At 46.5% G+C, this 17,785-nt stretch carries 17 protein-coding genes; 7 read left to right on the top strand and 10 right to left on the bottom strand.

Features of this window, described 5'->3' with window-relative positions; all coding sequences use genetic code 11:
* Nucleotides 1-168: 168 nt before the first annotated feature.
* The 4 genes from hemC (at nt 169) to glgA (ending at nt 4,204) form a co-directional block, all read left to right on the top strand.
* A complete protein-coding gene (hemC, locus tag QUA40_RS16325; protein WP_333127583.1) occupies nt 169-1,140 on the top strand; it encodes a hydroxymethylbilane synthase in 972 nt (323 codons plus the stop codon).
* A 358-nt stretch (nt 1,141-1,498) separates the two neighbouring features.
* On the top strand, nt 1,499-2,326 hold the full coding sequence (locus QUA40_RS16320) for a S1C family serine protease (RefSeq protein WP_333127581.1): 828 nt from the start codon (nt 1,499-1,501) through the stop codon (nt 2,324-2,326).
* A 238-nt stretch (nt 2,327-2,564) separates the two neighbouring features.
* Nucleotides 2,565-2,735, top strand: a complete 171-nt coding sequence (locus QUA40_RS16315) for a hypothetical protein (RefSeq protein WP_333127579.1) — start codon at nt 2,565-2,567, stop codon at nt 2,733-2,735.
* Nucleotides 2,736-2,776: 41 nt separating this feature from the next.
* Nucleotides 2,777-4,204 carry a glycogen synthase GlgA gene (glgA, locus tag QUA40_RS16310; RefSeq protein WP_333127576.1) on the top strand — a complete coding sequence of 476 codons (1,428 nt, stop codon included), beginning with the start codon at nt 2,777-2,779 and terminating at the stop codon, nt 4,202-4,204.
* A gap of 140 nt (nt 4,205-4,344) precedes the next feature.
* Here glgA and QUA40_RS16305 read toward each other — a convergent pair whose 3' ends face one another.
* From QUA40_RS16305 to QUA40_RS16295, 3 genes are all read right to left on the bottom strand, one after another.
* A complete protein-coding gene (locus QUA40_RS16305; protein WP_333127574.1) occupies nt 4,345-4,773 on the bottom strand; it encodes a DUF1824 family protein in 429 nt (142 codons plus the stop codon).
* Between the two features lie 219 nt (nt 4,774-4,992).
* Nucleotides 4,993-5,706: a ribonuclease III gene (gene rnc / locus QUA40_RS16300; protein WP_333127572.1), complete on the bottom strand. Its 714-nt coding sequence runs from the start codon at nt 5,704-5,706 to the stop codon at nt 4,993-4,995.
* 146 nt (nt 5,707-5,852) lie between these two features.
* Nucleotides 5,853-6,359, bottom strand: a complete 507-nt coding sequence (locus tag QUA40_RS16295; protein WP_333127570.1) for an NYN domain-containing protein — start codon at nt 6,357-6,359, stop codon at nt 5,853-5,855.
* Between the two features lie 745 nt (nt 6,360-7,104).
* On the opposite strand from QUA40_RS16295, the gene QUA40_RS16290 reads away from it, so the two are divergent.
* Entirely contained in the window at nt 7,105-7,248 is a 144-nt protein-coding gene (locus tag QUA40_RS16290; protein WP_333127568.1) for a chlorophyll a/b-binding protein, read from the top strand.
* A 186-nt stretch (nt 7,249-7,434) separates the two neighbouring features.
* Here QUA40_RS16290 and QUA40_RS16285 read toward each other — a convergent pair whose 3' ends face one another.
* From QUA40_RS16285 to QUA40_RS16265, 5 genes are all read right to left on the bottom strand, one after another.
* Nucleotides 7,435-7,647, bottom strand: coding sequence for a hypothetical protein (locus QUA40_RS16285; RefSeq protein ID WP_333127566.1), 213 nt, complete (start codon nt 7,645-7,647; stop codon nt 7,435-7,437).
* Between the two features lie 106 nt (nt 7,648-7,753).
* Entirely contained in the window at nt 7,754-7,972 is a 219-nt protein-coding gene (locus QUA40_RS16280; protein WP_190655558.1) for a hypothetical protein, read from the bottom strand.
* Between the two features lie 462 nt (nt 7,973-8,434).
* Nucleotides 8,435-8,827, bottom strand: coding sequence for a response regulator (locus QUA40_RS16275; protein ID WP_333127564.1), 393 nt, complete (start codon nt 8,825-8,827; stop codon nt 8,435-8,437).
* A 357-nt stretch (nt 8,828-9,184) separates the two neighbouring features.
* On the bottom strand, nt 9,185-11,752 hold the full coding sequence (locus tag QUA40_RS16270) for a PAS domain S-box protein (protein ID WP_333127562.1): 2,568 nt from the start codon (nt 11,750-11,752) through the stop codon (nt 9,185-9,187).
* Between the two features lie 355 nt (nt 11,753-12,107).
* Nucleotides 12,108-14,354 carry a glycoside hydrolase gene (locus QUA40_RS16265; protein WP_333127560.1) on the bottom strand — a complete coding sequence of 749 codons (2,247 nt, stop codon included), beginning with the start codon at nt 14,352-14,354 and terminating at the stop codon, nt 12,108-12,110.
* Between the two features lie 73 nt (nt 14,355-14,427).
* On the opposite strand from QUA40_RS16265, the gene QUA40_RS16260 reads away from it, so the two are divergent.
* Nucleotides 14,428-14,553, top strand: coding sequence for a hypothetical protein (locus QUA40_RS16260; RefSeq protein WP_333127558.1), 126 nt, complete (start codon nt 14,428-14,430; stop codon nt 14,551-14,553).
* Here QUA40_RS16260 and QUA40_RS16255 read toward each other — a convergent pair whose 3' ends face one another.
* Both QUA40_RS16255 and QUA40_RS16250 read right to left on the bottom strand, forming a co-directional pair.
* Nucleotides 14,554-14,793, bottom strand: coding sequence for a NifU family protein (locus tag QUA40_RS16255; RefSeq protein WP_194064818.1), 240 nt, complete (start codon nt 14,791-14,793; stop codon nt 14,554-14,556).
* A gap of 279 nt (nt 14,794-15,072) precedes the next feature.
* On the bottom strand, nt 15,073-15,723 hold the full coding sequence (locus QUA40_RS16250) for a DUF3386 domain-containing protein (RefSeq protein ID WP_333127554.1): 651 nt from the start codon (nt 15,721-15,723) through the stop codon (nt 15,073-15,075).
* A 320-nt stretch (nt 15,724-16,043) separates the two neighbouring features.
* Here QUA40_RS16250 and QUA40_RS16245 point away from each other — a divergent pair, with 320 nt between their 5' ends.
* A complete protein-coding gene (locus QUA40_RS16245) occupies nt 16,044-17,582 on the top strand; it encodes a PAS domain S-box protein (protein ID WP_333127552.1) in 1,539 nt (512 codons plus the stop codon).
* Nucleotides 17,583-17,785: the final 203 nt, after the last annotated feature.

Here is a 17,785-nt window from a genome sequence, read left to right as displayed (position 1 = left end):
AATGCTGGATGGCAAACATCATCACAGCTCACTGCTACTGGCGCTCCAAACCTGGTATTTCTATTTTATCGTTCGAATTATCCCAACCAGCAATTAAAGTCCCCACCTGCGGTACGCTAGATCAGGTGAATATATTGGCTGATTTCAAGCTATCCTCCGATCGATCTTATGTCCCCAACCACATCTGCCCCTTCCCGAACCGTTCGCATCGGTTCCCGCAAAAGCCAACTCGCTCTCGTGCAAACCCACTGGGTGCAAGAACAGCTACAGAAACACTTCCCGGAACACACTTTTGAAGTCCACACCATGTCCACCCAAGGGGACATAATTCTTGATGTCGCCCTCGCTAAAATTGGCGATAAAGGACTTTTCACCAAAGAATTAGAAACGGGGATGATTAACAATGAAACGGACTTTGCCGTTCATTCCCTCAAAGATTTGCCTACCAATTTGCCCGAAGGTTTAATTTTAGGATGCGTCACCGAACGGGAAAATCCCGCTGACGCCCTGGTAGTTCACTCCAAGCACAAAGACAAGCAACTCGACACCCTCCCAGAAGGTTCAGTAATCGGCACTTCTTCCCTGCGGCGGCTGGCTCAACTGCGACACCATTTCCCTCATTTTGAATTTAAAGATATTCGCGGCAATCTCAATACTCGACTCGCTAAATTAGATGAGGGCGGTTACGACGCGATTATTTTAGCAGTTGCCGGATTGGAAAGACTGGGAATGGGCGATCGCATCCACCAAATTATCCCTCCTGAAATCTCCCTTCACGCCGTCGGACAAGGTGCTTTGGGCATCGAATGCCGCGCCGGAGACACAGAAATCATGGCAGTGATTAAAGCTCTCGAACACTCGGAAACTGCCCAAAGATGTTATGCCGAACGCGCATTTCTGCGGGAATTAGAAGGCGGCTGTCAAGTGCCGATCGGCGTCAATACCAAAATAGAAAACGGTCAATTAACCTTAACCGGAATGGTATCGAGTCTCGACGGCAAGCGATTCGTCAAAGATAGTGTTTCCGGCGCCGCCGAGACTGCTGAAATGCTAGGAATTGACCTCGCTCACCGCCTGCGCCAACAGGGGGCTAGTGAAATTTTGGAGGAAATTTTTGTCGAAGTTCGACGTGGTTCCTAAAACCGATCCGCATCTCTTTGTCAATGCTTTTAGACGCGATATCTCGCCTTTTGTAAAATAAAAATAACAGGCGGTTTGCTTTGGCTTTCACAGGTAGAGTAGCAGTCTGATTGTAGATTTTTGATGGGATTTTAGGTAGGACTTGCGCGATAGATTTCAAAAATATCTGACTAATTTAGGACGCTCCGCACGGGTGTTAATCAACCCGGTTTATGATGTAAGTCTCGCTGTATAGCCCAAGATTTATGGTAAAAACCGGTTTTTTTTCGTAAGTCCTATAGTTTTTAACCTACCCATCCACAATCTACAATCAAACATCCAAAATTAATCAGCAATTTATTTCAGGTAAAGGCAAAATATGAGCGCTAGAGAAATTCAATTAAAGTTGGAAGTGAAAAAGGTTCAGCAACTTTATAGCAAAATGCAGGTAGACAAACAAGCTTTGCAGAAGCAATTGAAAGAGTTCAAAACTCAAGCAGTAAATTTTTCGGATGTAGTCGAGCAAGTCTTGCCGTCCGTAGTGTCAATTTACGTGATGGATTGGGATACAGAAGAAGAGATTTCTTCAGGAAGCGGGTTCTTTGTATCGCCGGACATAATTGTCACGAACTATCACGTTGTAGAAGATATTGCCGAGCAAGATTACTTCTATGAAGAAGATGAAGTGGAACAGGTTTTAGTGGAAACTCACGACGGAAAATTGAGATTGGCAGAGGTGGTGTTTACTGGTAATGCTCAAGAAGATTTAGCATTACTCTTAATTAGCGATTTTACCTTCGACCCGAACACAGGGGAACAAGTGGATTCTCCCCAAGAATATCCTCCCCTAGAGTTGTCTTTTGATGTGAAAGTGGGAGATAGAGTAATTGCTGTGGGCAATCCTTTGGGGCAGTTTGCTTCAACTTTAACTCAAGGTATTGTGAGTGCAATTCGCGAGCCCGATGAGTATGAAGAAGGCGAGGAAGATGAGGAGGATGTTGCTGAGGTAAAGCTGTTGCAAACTGATGCGGTGATTAATCGGGGAAATTCCGGCGGCCCGCTGATTAATATGGCCGGTCAAGTGGTTGGGGTGAATACGTGGGCCGGGGAAGATGCTGATAATATTAATTTGGCGATCGCCTCTGAAGCTTTGGATGACTTTCTAGCTGGATTTGAAGAAAGTTTTGAGGAGGATTCTCAGAATTAGTCGGGAGTGGTCGGTAATATGTGATTCGGGCGTTGGCGTTAGCGAAGCGATCCGAAGGAAAGCCCTCGAAGAGGATCGCTCTTTTTCGTATACGGGATGAAAAGGGCGATCGCTATTTCCTTAATTACATAATGATGGCTTTGCGTGCAGTTTTACTAATGCGTAAAGGTGAGCAGACTGCATACAATTTTTGAGGTTTACCGTCCCTCAGAAAGTGACAGATAAATTTGATTAGATCGTGAAAATTATCGCGGGAAGAGAGTACGGGCGATCGCTCTTTTTTTCACCCCACAGCGACGTGGATGGAAAAAGGGCGATCGCATTCTTGAGTCAACTGCGATCGCTACAGCAACTCAGATTTATACTTGTTTTTGGACGGCGCGTTAATATTGTGACGCTCGCCATTTAAACTTAATCTAGACTAACAATTTCAAGGAACACAAAAAAATAATGCGTATTTTATTTGTATCCGCCGAAGCAGCACCCCTTGCCAAAGTGGGCGGTATGGGCGATGTCGTCGGCGCTTTGCCTAAATTTCTGCGGCGCATGGGACACGATGTCCGCATCTTCATGCCCTACTACGGTTTCATCCCCGACAAAATGGATGTTCCCAAAAAACCTGTTTGGGATGGGGCTGCCATGTTCCAAAGCTTCTCGGTGTTTGAAACTGTTTTGCCGGGAACCGATGTACCTTTATACTTAATGCAACATCCATCTTTCTTGCCCCGCCGCGTTTACGGCGGTTTAGATGAAGATTGGAGGTTCACTTTCTTTGCCAATACTGCGGCTGAATTTGCCTGGAATCATTGGAAGCCCAACATTATCCACTGTCACGACTGGCATACGGGGATGATACCTGTTTGGATGAGCCAAGATCCTGATATCAGCACAGTTTTTACTATTCACAATTTAGCTTATCAAGGGCCGTGGCGCTGGCGTTTGGAGCAGATGACTTGGTGCCCTTGGTATATGCAAGGTCACAATACAATGGCTGCCGCAGTACAGTTTGCCGATCGAGTAAATACAGTTTCACCGACTTACGCCGAGCAAATCAAAACTCCAGCTTATGGGGAAACTTTGGAAGGTTTGCTGTCTTATCTCGGCGGTAAAGTATCGGGCATTTTGAATGGAATTGATACAGAATCTTACAACCCAGCAACTGACAAGTACCTCCATCAACAATTTAGTGTTGATACTATTGAAAAGCGCCCCGCTAATAAAATTGCGCTGCAAGAAGAAGTCGGTTTGGAAGTGAATAAAAATGCTTTTTTGATCGGCATGGTGTCGCGCCTGGTAGAACAGAAGGGATTAGATTTGATAATTCAAATGCTCGATTTGTTCATGGCCTATACCGACGCTCAATTTATTGTACTCGGAACGGGCGATCGCTACTACGAAACCCAACTCTGGCAAATGACAGCCCGCTATCCCGGTAGGATGTCTACCCAACTACTTTACAACGAGGCCCTCTCCCGGCGCGTTTACGCAGGCTGCGACAGCTTCCTGATGCCCAGCCGTTTCGAGCCCTGTGGCATCAGCCAAATGCTCGCCCTCCGCTACGGGTGCGTGCCAATGGTTCGCCGCACCGGCGGTTTAGTCGATACCGTTTCCCACAACAACCCGATCGACAATACTGGTACAGGTTACTGTTTCGATCGCTACGAACCCCTCGACTTGTTCACCTGCATGATCAGAACTTGGGAAGGTTTCCGCTACAAAGATAAGTGGAGAGAACTGCAACAGCGCGGCATGAGAGAAGATTTTAGCTGGGATATTTCGGCCCGGAAATACATCAACTTGTACAGCGATATTTTGGGACTGCCACCCGAAGAAACCGCACCGGAACAAGAGCCAGAATTGATCATTGGCAAGGGTTAATTTTAGTAAGGTGCGTCAGTCGGTGTTTGATTCAACTGAATCGAAGGGATATCTGCTGACGCACCCTACAGCTTAGTAAGGTGAATCAGTGGGTTTTTGATGCAATTTAATCGATCGACTGACTGCTGACTACTGACAAATTAATCAACAAATAAATCGAGAGGTAAATGACCGTAAGTTCCGCTAACTCCACTTTCTGAGGCTGATTGGCACGAAATCAAAACGCCCCGGTAAGTCCCGGGATAGCCGTCAACATAATACGACCCCTTCAAAGTATTGAACTTTATATAAACCGAACCAGCAAAGGTCGAGACAGCATTGGGATCTAAAACAGCTTGATATCCCAAAGCTTTCAAATAAGCTTCTAAAGCTGAAAAACCCTCATCCGTCGAACCAGCGCACACTCCCAACATTTGATAATCCGACAAACTTGCTACCAACAAAATCGCTTGACGGAGTGCCTGTTTTTCCAGCGGCGATGCTAGAGATTGCATATCCAGACAAGTGAAATTTTTGAGGATTTGCTGTGCTTCTTCAACAGTTAGGGTAGTCGGGTTTTGAGTAGACATGAATTGCTCTGATATTTCCCAAAATTACGATCGACACTCGGCTACTCGTCAACGAATTTCTGCCTTTACAACCCTCTATCGACGGCGGTAACACTTGCCCAAGTCCTGATTATAGCCGATTGTGCGCTCTTGCAATCAATTCGGGCGATCGTCTTCGAGGGCTTCGCTAACGCCCGTATCGCACAAAAAAGCTAGTAGTTTTTACCGATGTTTTCAAGTTTAGATCAGTCCCCGTTTTTTCAGCTTTGCTAGCGCATCTTCTGCCGCATTTTTCTCAGCATCTTTTTTGCTTTTGCCTTTACCTTCTCCATAGAGTTTCTCTGCGACATACACTTTAGCGAGAAATTCCGGCTTGTGGGGTGTGCCTCCTTCTTGGATGGTCACGTATTTAGGGGGAGTCGTATCACCGTTGGCTTGTACCCATTCCTGAAAGCGATTTTTTGAGTCTACAGTCGATCGAGTTTCGACAACATTTTCGGGAACAGAATCAAACATTTGCCACACAAAGTTGCGAACTTTGTCCATGTCTTGCGTGTCGAGATAGTAAGCCCCAATAAATGCTTCAAAAGTGCTGCTGAGCAAATTTGGATTAGTAATCCCACCTTCTCGATAAGCTCCTTTTCCGAGCCGCATTTTTAAGTCTAAATAGATTTCGGTAGCAAATCTGGCTAATTGTTTTTCATCTACTAATGCAGAACGTCGGCGAGTCAGTTGGTCTTCTCCCATTTCTGGATGACGCTGATAGAGATATTCGCCGCTGAGAAAAGTCAGCAAAGCATCGCCGAGAAATTCTAAGCGTTCGTTGTCTTCTTCGCGGAATGTGGGGTTTTCGTTGACGTAGGAACGGTGGGTGAGGGCTTGGCGCAGCAGTTTTTCATTGTTGAATTCGGGAATGGTAATTTTGAGTTCTTGTGTTGGATTAGTTAATGGCATAGGATTTTTGTAATGGTTATTGTTTTTGGAGTTGGGTGTTATTATGTGGACATGAAAGAGCCGCAGATAGCGGTAGGTTTGGAGAATCTAGTTTATCAAATAAACTGGATTTTTGCTATCGGCGGCGGGGTGAATTTCAGAGATATTTAGGCTGCTAGTTTGTAGCTTTCAAGCAACTTCGGTAATTCATCCAGAAAGTAGAATTCATTTGCGAGCCTTTCCAGATTTTTATTTTCATTACCTGGCCGAGCGAAGATTATCACCTTTTTACCCTTGTTTTGCAGCTTAGGAATCAAGATTTCGCCATTGCCGTCTCCAGACACAATAATAAATGTGTGTGGATATAGACTAATTGCTGCTTCATCAGAACAGTCATAAAACAAACAGAAGTCAACAGCATCATGGATTTTCTGGACTACAGGAACACAATCATAGCCAAGATTAACGAATGTTTTTTTTTGAGAAATCTTATTTCTCTGCTGCCAATTCTTGTGGTAAACCTTTCTGGTAACTACATATCCTAATGAAGCAGCAAAAAGCAATAAGTTTTTGGCTTGCTTTACATCTGGGATGTTCTCATAATCCCAATAAATTGAAACTAAAGACTGTTGCTGGCTGATTTGTTTGCCAATTACTAAATGATTGTCCTTCATATTTATGTGTCCTAAAACTAATGTTTGCAGGACAGCATAGATAAATTACGCATCTAGTCAAGGAAAGATTGTATGTGGCTTCGCTCACAAATGAGGTTTTCCATTTAACAAAACTCTTGACTAACACACTATTAATTTAGTGTGTACTTGCTTGGTTAGCGTCTCAGCGATAGGATGTGCAAATTGCGAAGAGGCGTCGTAAAGACCAGTTGATATAGACATTAAAGTTAATGTCGCGCCAAGTGACTTATTAGAACTCTCCAAATAAAAACCTAAAACTCTTGCCGTGTCAAGACAAAAACATAGTTCCTGGAGATACCTATTGATTCCAGTTGAAACGAAATTAACTTTAATGTCTATATCAACTGGTCTTTAGGACGCCTATTCGCAATCTGCACATCCTACCGCTGAGACGACTTAACCGACACTTTTGCTTTTGAATGCGGATGTCTATCTGAGCTGTATAGTTTTGATACTGGCACCTTAACTCTTAGATGTCAAGGGGTAATCTAATTTAATTTTTTGAGTTTATCTGACACAAATACCCCTGCTAATCTCTACTTGCACAGGAATTACAAAGAAACGCTATATATAGCGTAAAGAGTCCGTCATTCTCTGCTAATTCACGCTAGATTACTGGCTGCTCTCCGGCATTTGAACAGTAAATGTAAAAATATGTTGCAAACTTTGTACTGCTGTGTTAAGTTTAGTTACATAAGGTTGAAATTAAACGAGGTTTCTGGTCATGGAAAACAAAGACGCAAAAGTTGGCTTCACTGAGTTTGCTGAAACCTGGAACGGCCGTTTGGCAATGTTGGGCTTCGTTATCGGCTTAGCTACGGAATTCATCACCGGTCAAGGCATTCTCTCTCAAATCGGTTTGATGTAATCAGCTTAACTGCATACAATAGCTGCAATTCAGACGATCGACCTCATCACAACTGCAAAAGCCCCCCGCTAATAAGTCCCCTTCACACGCAAGGGGCTTTTGCATTTTTTATCAAAAAATCCCACAAATGGCACAATCAAAAATCTTTTCCGTCTCAATATTTATCGCGAGACTAACTCTAGCAAACTAAGCAATTTCTACAGAATCAAAAATCCTCGATTTAGGAGTCAAAGCCGGATGTTTCACCAAACCGTCGCGTTTGTGATTCCGCACGCTGTTAAGTAAAATCATCTCCGACAGATCCGGCATTTCCTGCCAGCAGTGCGAGCAGAACCAATAAACGCGATTGTGGCGAGCGTGGCGGAGCAATTTAGATGAGCAACAAGGGCAACTATTCATGATATTTTAAACCTTTTTTGAAGATATGGAGCGATAACCCAATCATTAGAGAGATTCACAAAGGCCTGTACATCTCAATTCCAGGCACAAAAATAAAAAATCTCTTTCACTCACAGCTTTGAGCGTCGCGCAAGTAGCACTTTTGGAGGCCCAACAGCAACACCACAATCAAAAGCTGAACGCTCCAAGGAGCCCAAGAGAAACCCCAAATAAAACAACCAAGCCCAGCCCAAGCCACCAGAACAAAAATATCTTGAGAGGTTTGCCAGTAAACCCAGACTGCTGCCAGAGAAACTATTAGTAGCAAAATGTAAGCTGAGGGCATAGTCGTCTTCTCCCAATGTGTCTGCCAACAGTCAGGAGCGATCCCTGACCATGTGCTTAAACTTAAAACTAAAACCTGAAGAACTTATGAAGACGAGTGAGTTGTTACAAAAAGTAAAATAATCCTGCCAGCTTGTATTTTTCCGAAAAATCCACAGGAATATTCAGTTCATGGCTGAGGTCGAATCAGGTTAAATGAACGCACTACCAATAGGCACTTAGGCATCCCTAATTTGTATCAATTTCACCCCAAGAGCAGCAGGATTAAAATTGATACCGGACTGAGGTTTTTAGTCTAAAGCTGACAGGACGAAAGGTACGGCGCCTAAGTCGCTACATATATCCTGTCCGATCGACCCGATTCGAGCTCAGCAACGCCACCAAAGAAAGCAAGTTTTTTTAACTCTCTTTGCCTGCAAAATTACTGCTTGAAAAGCTGCACAATTCAATGCGCGCGATCGAGCTATTCTTGCTCCCAGCCCAAAGCTTCAGCGACCTGAGCCGCCAAAAACATCGGTTCAAAAGGCTTAGCAATCACGCTCACCACCCCCAAATCCGCGAACATCCGCCTGTCCCCAGCCAGAGCCTTAGCCGTCAATAAAATTACCGGAATGTGCTGCGTAGCCTTATTAGCTTGTAACTGTAGAAAAGTAGTAGGCCCGTCTTGGTCGGGCATCATCACGTCCAACAGAATAGCATCAGGCTGTTCCGCAACAGCCTTAGCAACACCCTCGCGGCCCGAACTCGCTGTCAGGACTTCCCAGCCCCCCACCACCTCAAGACTGACTTGAGCTACTTCCCGAATATCTTCCGCATCGTCAATAACCAAGATGCGCTTGGCAGTCAAAATTAACATTTTTTTAGAAATGAGAACTGATCACAGATTAGAGGCGAAATGTGAATATTTTGTAAAGCAAATTATTTTACCCGATCGGACTTTACAGTAAATTTTCCAAACTGTATAGCAGATGTTGAAGTAAGAAGGAAGAAGGAAGACCTAAGTTGCCATCGATCGGCAGGGTTTCAACTAAGAACGTCCTAACCGTCTGGCGCGGTGGCTGTAAAATCCCACCCAAAAAAAGCCGCTTTGCGACCTCAAATCGCGCTTTTTGCCTGCTGTCCCCAAACTGAATAAAAGGCTGAGATTGTTTGTCGATGACTTGATCGAACAATCTGCACAAAATCAGTAACCTTGGGTACACCTGGGTAGAAATTAACTTTCAGTTGCCAGCCCCTCCCTGAGAAGTGGCAAACTTAAGAAAAAAGTGCTGCCCTCCCCCAAAACGCTCTCCACCCACATCCGCCCCCCGTGCTGCTGCACGATACTGCGACAAATAGCCAGCCCCAAACCAGTACCTCCCTTCTGGCGAGAATCAGAAGCATCAACCTGTTGAAAGCGTTCAAAGACCATCTCCAGCTTGTCTGCCGGAATACCCCGCCCTTTGTCTTTCACAGCAATCACGATGTACGACGAGCTCGTCCCTGGCAAGTGCGGATGGGCGGCGGCAGGCTCAGGAGACAACAAAGACGGAGACGACACCGACTTCAACCCAGCTTTTTCTGTCAAATCCAGATTGTGGGTCAACTCCCCGTTCAGCCAAACCGTAGCCCCGGAAGGAGAAAATTTAATAGCATTGCTGAGCAAATTTGTCAAGGCTTGAATCAGCCGATCGGGAACAGCTTGCAATTGCGCCCCCACAGGTTTCACCGACAGAGTAACTCCCGCCTGCTGAGCCATTCCCTGCATCTCGTCAGCCGCCTGCAACATCAGCTCAGCCACATTGCAAGTTTGTTTGACGGCAGTGCTGTAACTCGACTCCATCCGCTCTAAATCCAGGATGTCGTTGACCAACCGCACCAAGCGGTCAGTATTAGTGACAGCAATCTCCAGCATCCGCTTGGCTTTCAGGGGGTAAGCGTCAAGCAGGCCGCTGTTGAGGAGGCCGAGGGCACCGTGAATCGAGGTCATGGGTGTCCGCAGTTCGTGGCTGACAACAGAGATGAATTCATCTTTCATGCGCTCCACGGCAAGCCGATCGGTGATATCTTTAAAAGTCACCACAGCTCCAATAATTTCGCCTTCTTCTCGCATCGGAGCGACAACGTACTCAACCGGAAAACTGCTGCCGTCTCGCCGCCAAAAAACCTCATCGGTGACGCGCCGCGCCTCTCCGTCTTTCAAGGTGGCTAAAATTTGAGAACTTACCCGAGACGGCAGCAGTTTGCCCGCCTGCGGTGCCGCACAGTGTGGGACAAGTTCAGAGCCTGAATTGATGTCTGTTGCAGGTGAGAGTTGCTCGATCGCCCTTGAGCATTCTTCCTGTACACGGTGTAAGCTTTCATAGAGTGGTCGATCGATCAATTGCTTTGATTCACACCCAGCCATTCTCACCGCAGCAGGATTGACAAAAGTTACTTTTCCCTCTTTGTTCAACCCGCAAATTCCTTCTCCTGCGGAGAACAAAATCATTTCTGTTTGGTGGCGAAGTTGTTCAAAGGCTTTTTCGACTCGCTTGCTGTCGCTGATGTCGCGAGCGATTGTGGAAACGCCCGTTACCGCTCCAGTGGCGTCTTTAATCGGAGAAATCGTCAGGGACACATCTATCTGTTGACCGTCTTTCCGCAAGTGCACGGTTTCGTAATGGTCGATGCTGGCTCCAGCCCTAATATTTTCTAGAATTTGGGGCATTTCCTTGGGGCGTTCGGGTATGGCTAAAATCTCGATCGACTGGCCCTTGATTTCCGTGGCACAGTAGCCGTAAATCTTCTCGGCTCCTGCGTTCCAGCTCTGAATAGTCCCGGCGAGGGTTTTGCCGACAATGCCGTCGTCGGAAGACTCGACAATCGACGCCAAGCGCACGAGTTCGTCTCTAGTTTGCTTGTGTTCGGTAATGTCGCGACCCAAAATCACTATATTTTTGCGTCTGCCGTCGGGGTGAAATACGGGTACTTTAATGACATCGTAGATTTTCACAGTACCGTTTGAGCGGAGAATCACTTCTTCTCCCCTAGAAAGCTCACCTTTTTCCCACGCTTCTCTATCGCTCACCTCGCAGCCCTGTAGCGCCTCGCGGTAAAAAATGCTGAGTTCTCCTAGTTGAGAATCTTTGAGGCCGCGGTAGTCTATTTTTTCTAGCTCGAACACTTCCAATATCGCTTGATTTGCCTCCTGCCACCTGCCCTCGGCATCTTTGAAGCAGACAATATCTGGCATGGCATTGATCAGCGAGTCCAGATAGGAGTTTTCTCGCAGTGCAGTTTCTACCTGGGCCCGCTTGGCGATTTCCCGTTGCAGGTTTTCGTTTGCCGTTTGCAGCGAGTCGATTAACAAACTTTCTGTAAAAGTCTGTTCTTTAATTACTTCCTGAAGTCTGTGGAGTTCTAGCGACAGCCACCTACGGGCCAACAAATTTTCTACCCGCAAGTGCAGGTGGGCGCCATCTACGGGACTTACTATCAAATCGTCAATTCTGCGATCGAGTTGTTTTGCCTGTGGCGAAAATTGCTGCTCAGAAAAAGCAGGTGTTTGGGATTTGCTAAGAAGCAAGAACGGTAAAAATATCGGCTCGGCTGCTGCTTTTAATCCTTCTATCAGCGGCCCGATGCGATCGAAAGAGGCCTCGTCGAGAATGCACAAGTCAAAAGCGATTTGGGGAATGGGAAATTCGGAGCTGGTATCTAAAGCGCGATCGAGTACGATCACCTCATGCTCGGTGTTGAGGTGTGCGATCGGCAAATTAGGTTGTTGGTGGCGATCGACCAATAGTAAAATGCTGCTCATTAGTTTGTTAATTTCCCCATGACTAATGATATCAATTCCGGTGGCACCGTCAGGTGACTGTTGACTGCTGACTGCTGACTGTTGACTGTTGATTAATAATTACAGGACTTATATCAATTCCGGTTGGCATCGGAATTAATATTACCCGAAGTCAGGACACGGCAGTGCCGTGTCCCTACAATTAATCTGGCGTAGGGAAACGGCACTGCCGTCTCCTCTATATCATTCCGGCGCAGCCGGAATTGATATTACACAATTTTTACGCATAGTAGTAACGTGTGCAATGCGCCCCCTACACATAGGGTTTCTGCGTAACTTCTGAACGTATGACTAATGACTAATGACTAATGACTTTTTACGGCATTCCGATCGGAATCAAAGCATCTTCCGGCATACAGGTAGAGTAACGCTCCCCTTCGGATAAAACTGCAATCAGCCTCACCTCCCAGTCGGGCATAATCTGCAAATCCGCCCAAGGCACTGCTATCTCCAAACATTTATCCAATCCCACTTGGGCCCGGCTGATGCGGGGCTGCCACTCATCGCCCTCTCCTGCTTCCTGAAACCAAATCGATTTCGTCAGCAAATTAATCTCTAACTGATGGTGGAATCGATAGTTTAGCGGTGCTTCGTCAGGCAAACCCGACAGCGGAATCAGACTGTTGTTCATCGTGCGATCGGGATAAAACCAGAACAAATTTAACACTGGAGGGCAATCAATTCCCGGCCGCACCCCTGCCTTGAAGTCGGCGCGAATGTAAAAATTCAAGTGGTCTACCCCGTACCAAAGCCGCTGAATAGCCGAACTCCGGTGCATCGTACCCCTTGCTCCCCCAACCTCAATCCGGCCGGCTTTGTCCCAATCCTGTTCGTTGCCGATACCGTCAATCACCGGGTGAATAAAGCTCAGTGGCTGGTGGTCGCCTTGAACCTCGTGGACTTCTACTTGTCGCCGCACTTCCGGGGGTACGGGCTCGCCAAGAGCGTCGTAAATTGCCGCTACGTGTTCGCGAAATAGCTGGTCGAACATGGCATCTTGGTTCGACGTATGACCCTCGCCAAACCACCAGAACCAGTCGGAACCTTCGGCCGCATAAAGCGCTTCCCAAGCTTCTGGGTTGCTTTCTTCTGTGGCCTCTGGATGGTTTGCTAGCATTTGTCTCGCGGGCCCCAATATGTCCCAAGCGCGATTTTTCGCGGGGTCGCCGATCCAAGTTGTGAGGGAACCGTCCACCCACGAACCGGTGTGCAGTTGGGCTGCGGGAATTGTTTCGGTTGCTGGGAATTGGTCGAGAAATTCTGAGACTGTGACTAATTTGATATCTGGATTGTCGCTGAGAGTTTGATAGAGGGATTCTAAGAACGGTTTGCCGTCTTGGGGATAGAATTCCCAGCAATTTTCGCCGTCTAGGGCGATCGTAACTAACCAGGGATTTTCTAAAGCTGTTTGGCCGTCGGACTGTCGGTGTTTGAGAGTTCTGCCGATCGCTTCTAAGTGTCCCACTAAATCTGACGCTGCTTTTTCCGGTTCCATCGAACCGTAGGTAAACCCGATCAAGTCAGACAATCTGTGGTCTCTAAATACTATGGCTAAATCGCCGTCAGGAGTTTCTAAACGGTAAGGGCGATATAAGAATTCTGGTTCGTAGACATTCCCTGTCGCGTCGCGGTGGAAAAAGTGTTTAATTGTCCACCCCAATACTGCTTCGTCCGAGACTATCCATTTAAAGCCTTGTTTGGCAATGTAGGGCAAAATTTCCGGGCTGACTGCTTGTTCCGACGGCCACAAACCGCGCGGTTGGCAATCAAATCGGTCTTGATACATTTCCCAGGATTTTCTCAGGTGTCGGGGAATATCTTCTTCCCACTGAAACCGGTGTTGTGGCAGCGTCATGTTCGGAATGGCTATGCGGCCGCCATTAGTGTCGGCAAGCAGCGGTAAAATCGGGTGCGTGTAGGGGGTTGTGGAGACTTCCAACTGTCCCTCAGCTTGCATTTTACGGTGCTGGGGAATGATGCGAGCGAGGATTTCTTTTTGTTTTGAGTAGATGTTTTTTCTGTCTACCAAACTAAAATTTTGTCCTTGTTTCAGCCACCCTGCAATATCGGGGTCGTCCCAAAACAGCGGGTCAATCCAAGCTAAATTATGCCATGCCAGCAAGTCGCTAAAATCCTGCAATTTCCAGTTTTCCAAACACCACTGAATGCCTTTTTCCTGCCGCTGAGTGTAGAGTTGAGCATAGCGGGGGTGTGGCTGAATCAGGGTGTGATAATTGGCGTCAAAGAAGTGTTCTAAAATGAACTCTTGTTCTGGGATGGTTAAAATTTCTGCTGACTTTAATGTCACAGTCAAGTAAGGGTCTAATGCTCTGTCTGCGATGCAGTCTTCTATCTGCAAAATCAAGGAGGGAACCAAGTTTACGGTTTGATGAAGCTTGGGATATTTTGCCAGCATTAGCACTAAATCCAAGTAGTCTTTGACTCCGTGCAAGCGCACCCAAGGCAGTCGGTACTGGGCTGCTCCTGCGCTAGCTGATACTCGGGATTTGTAGAGCGGTTGGTGTTGGTGCCAAATGAAGGCTACATAAAGGGGATGAGACATTGAATTTAGTAATTGGTAATTTGTAAGTGAATTTGGTAATTGGTAATTGGTAATTGGTAATTGGTAATTAAATTTGGTAATTGGTCATGGGCAATTAAATTGGGTAATTGGCAACTGTCAACAGTCAACAGTCAACCGTCAACCGTCAACCGTCAACCGTCAACCGTCAACTGCCAACTGCCAACTACCAACTGACTAATTACATTACCTGTTCGACTTCGGCAATTTCTGGGATAGCCTCGCGCAGGCGACGTTCAATGCCCATTCTCAGAGTCATTGTGGAACTTGGGCAAGAGCCGCAAGCTCCTTGCAGTCTCAGGTGTACCACTGGGCCGTCGATTTCTACGAGTTCAACGTTCCCGCCGTCGGATATCAGGTAGGGGCGCATTTCGTCGAGAACTGTTTCGACGTTATCTCTGGTTAGTGCTAGTGTCGTCATATTTCGCCTCTGTGATGATTTGTTGCAGTTTATTTTGTTGGATTTGACCCAAGAGCAGGATTCTCAACCCGCGCGGGATTTAAGAAACTGGGTTTTTCGATCGAAGACTTAGGCACTCAGGTGAGCCCGCAGCAGGAAACCTGGTTTCTGTTACGCTGATGCTCGATCGGAGTTCGCTCTCTGGTTCGATCGTACCGTTACTTGCCGCTCAATCAAGTTGATTCTGATACACTAACCAAAAAACCCGTTTTATTTAAGAAATCGGGTTTTTGGTTAGCGCTACACTAATGCTGGTTCTAGCAGTTTGACGTTGGAATAGTTAAACTCGGTTGTTGTCAGTTCACCTTTTTCTTTCGCTCGCACTACTTGCTTGGTCATCACATAATAGTCGCCTATCTTTTCAAACGTATCTTCAAATTCGAGTTCTTTGATGATTTCGTCTGTTTGGGGGTTGCGGAAAACGGCGTCGTAGTGGCTGGCCAAAGAACCTTCGGGTGTCTCTAAGCTTTTATGCGTGTCAATGACAAAGGCCATGCGGCCCATCACCCGGCTGACTTGACAAATTGACAGACCTCGGATTTTATAGTTAGACCCCATTGAGTCGCCTTGCACTAAAATATCCACAGCGTCGGTGCTGTCCTTCTCGCCCAGGGTAAAGCTATTTTTGCCGTGAGATTTTTCAAATGTCGAGCGTTTGCGGTGGGTAACAATGTCGCGCATTTGGGTGTAGACGCTTTGCTGCACTTCCTCATCTTCAATGCCGCTGACTTCCACGCTCATGTCGGGTTTGATGGAAACATGACCCGTATATACTTCGTCGCCCTGTTTGAGTTCAATATCGGCACTGTAACCGGGAAAATTGGCATCCCAGGTATAGCGGTGTTCGTAAGCAGCGCGAAACAAATCGCGAGCGTTGGCTTGCTCTGTCATAAATCCCTCTTTCTCTTGACACCCATCTAGTTTAGCTTAACCGCGAGAAGCCCCACATTCACTGGGTAGGGGAGTTACCCGCACTCCTGGCGATCACTTGTTGGGGGTGCTGGTGGGCTGGCAATTAGGGCGCAACAAGAATTTACTTTCTCTATCGGTTGCTATGATTTGAACATAAAGTCCCAAAATGCCTGGTTATTAAGAGCGCGATGGGTCGATCGCCAGGCACCTGTCTTAGTTATGGGTTATGTTGAAAAAACTTGTGTCCGCTTTTTAGGGGTTGCACCCGCAGGCAACTATTAGATTCCCCCCTTAATAAAATGCTAGAAACTGTCTACAAACACTTAGAAACATTGCAGGAACAAGCTAGGGAATTGCCACACCCGCAACAGGCAATTTTCACAAAGATTTTGGAAGATTTATCAAATTCTCTACAGGAAATGGCAGGCAGCCGCTTGTTTGAAAGCGCCACAAATAACGCGGCTAAGCTGGTTGAAAGTGAAAAAAATAATCGCCTCTTGGAACGCACTGTAGCCCAGCAAGTAGGGCAAATCAGACAGCTACGGGAGCAGTTGGAAAAACAAATCAGCCAGCATCGCAGGGACACTCAAGCATTAACTAAAAGTGAAGCCAAACTGCAAGCTATGCTGCGTAATTCTCCCGATTTAATTAGCATTGTTGGCTCCGACGGGCGAGTTCGATACCACAGCGGAGCCTTACAGCGGCTTTTGGGTTACAACCCAGAAGAAAGAATTGGCAAATTTCACGGCGAGTTACTCCATCCAGACGATTTGCTGGCTTGGCAGACGTATTTTGGTAAGTTGTTAGAATCTCCAGGCATTGGGGAGGCAATCGAATATCGGAAACGCCACGCTGACGGTTCTTGGCTCTACATGGAGTCGATAGGTAACAGTTTGCTTTACGATTCTAGCGTGCATGGAATTATAATTTATTCGCGGGAAATAGGGGAACGAAAGCAAGCCGAAATCGCAGTACGAGAGTCGGAACTCCACTACAGAGTTATGTCGCAAATTACTTCGGATTTTGCCTATTCTTTTAAGGGACTGCCCGACGGCAAGTTCGCCTGCGAGTGGGCGACAGAAGCTTTTGAGCGCTGCACCGGGATCGTTCCTGAAGAATTAGAATCGTTTGGTTGGTGGAACTCGGAACTCGTTCATCCCGACGACAGGGAAATGTTAATTAAACAATTAGAAGGCTGTACTTTTAGCCGCACTGGAGCTAATGAGTATCGCATTATTAATCAAAAAGGCGAGGTGCGCTGGGTGCGGGACTACTGGCAAGTGGTGTGGGACAAAACTGCTGAACGGGTTGTCCGTTTGTGGGGCGCTTGTCAGGAAATTACCGATCGCAAGCAAGTAGAATTGAAATTGCAACTCGTTAACCAAGTTTTGCAAGCCCAGATAGCATCGGCGCCGCTGGCGATTAACTGTACCAGCAATGACGGCAATACCGTTGTTTGGAACCGCGCGGCCGAACAACTTTTTGGCTGGACTGCGGCTGAGGTTTTAGGGAAACCTTTACCGAATATTCCTGAAGGCCAAAAGCAAGATTTTTACGCGCTGCTAAAGTCTGCGTCTAATGGCAAACCGCAAAACGGTTTGGAAGTATCTTTGTTGAAAAAAGACGGTAGTTCGATCGATGTTTGGCTGTTTGCCGCACGCGTGCGAGATGCGGGCGGCCAGACAGTCGGCAGTATCAACATATTTTCTGATCTTTCAGAACGCAAGCGCATCGAGGAAGAGCGTCAAAAACTAGCAGCGATGAAAGATATGGAGGAACCTTTTTGGGCGCGCTATGTCAGCCCTCCAAAAACTCCGAAAAAAAAGGGCGGCGGGTAATTCTATCCAGTTAAGAGCATTAAAAGTACGAAAGGCAATCTTATTCTTGCAATGTCATTCCTGGTCAAATAACCTATTTCATGGGAGTCGTTTGAGCGGGCATAAGATGATAAATACACCGGGATACTATAGCATTTATCGAAAAGATGAGGTATGATATAACTGACTTGAAAGGAGTGAAAAATATAAGACCCCAAAATGTT

Source organism: Microcoleus sp. Pol11C3, from assembly GCF_036701485.1.
Taxonomy (GTDB): Bacteria; Cyanobacteriota; Cyanobacteriia; order Cyanobacteriales; family Microcoleaceae; genus Microcoleus.
This window is presented reverse-complemented; position numbering and strand designations above follow the sequence as displayed.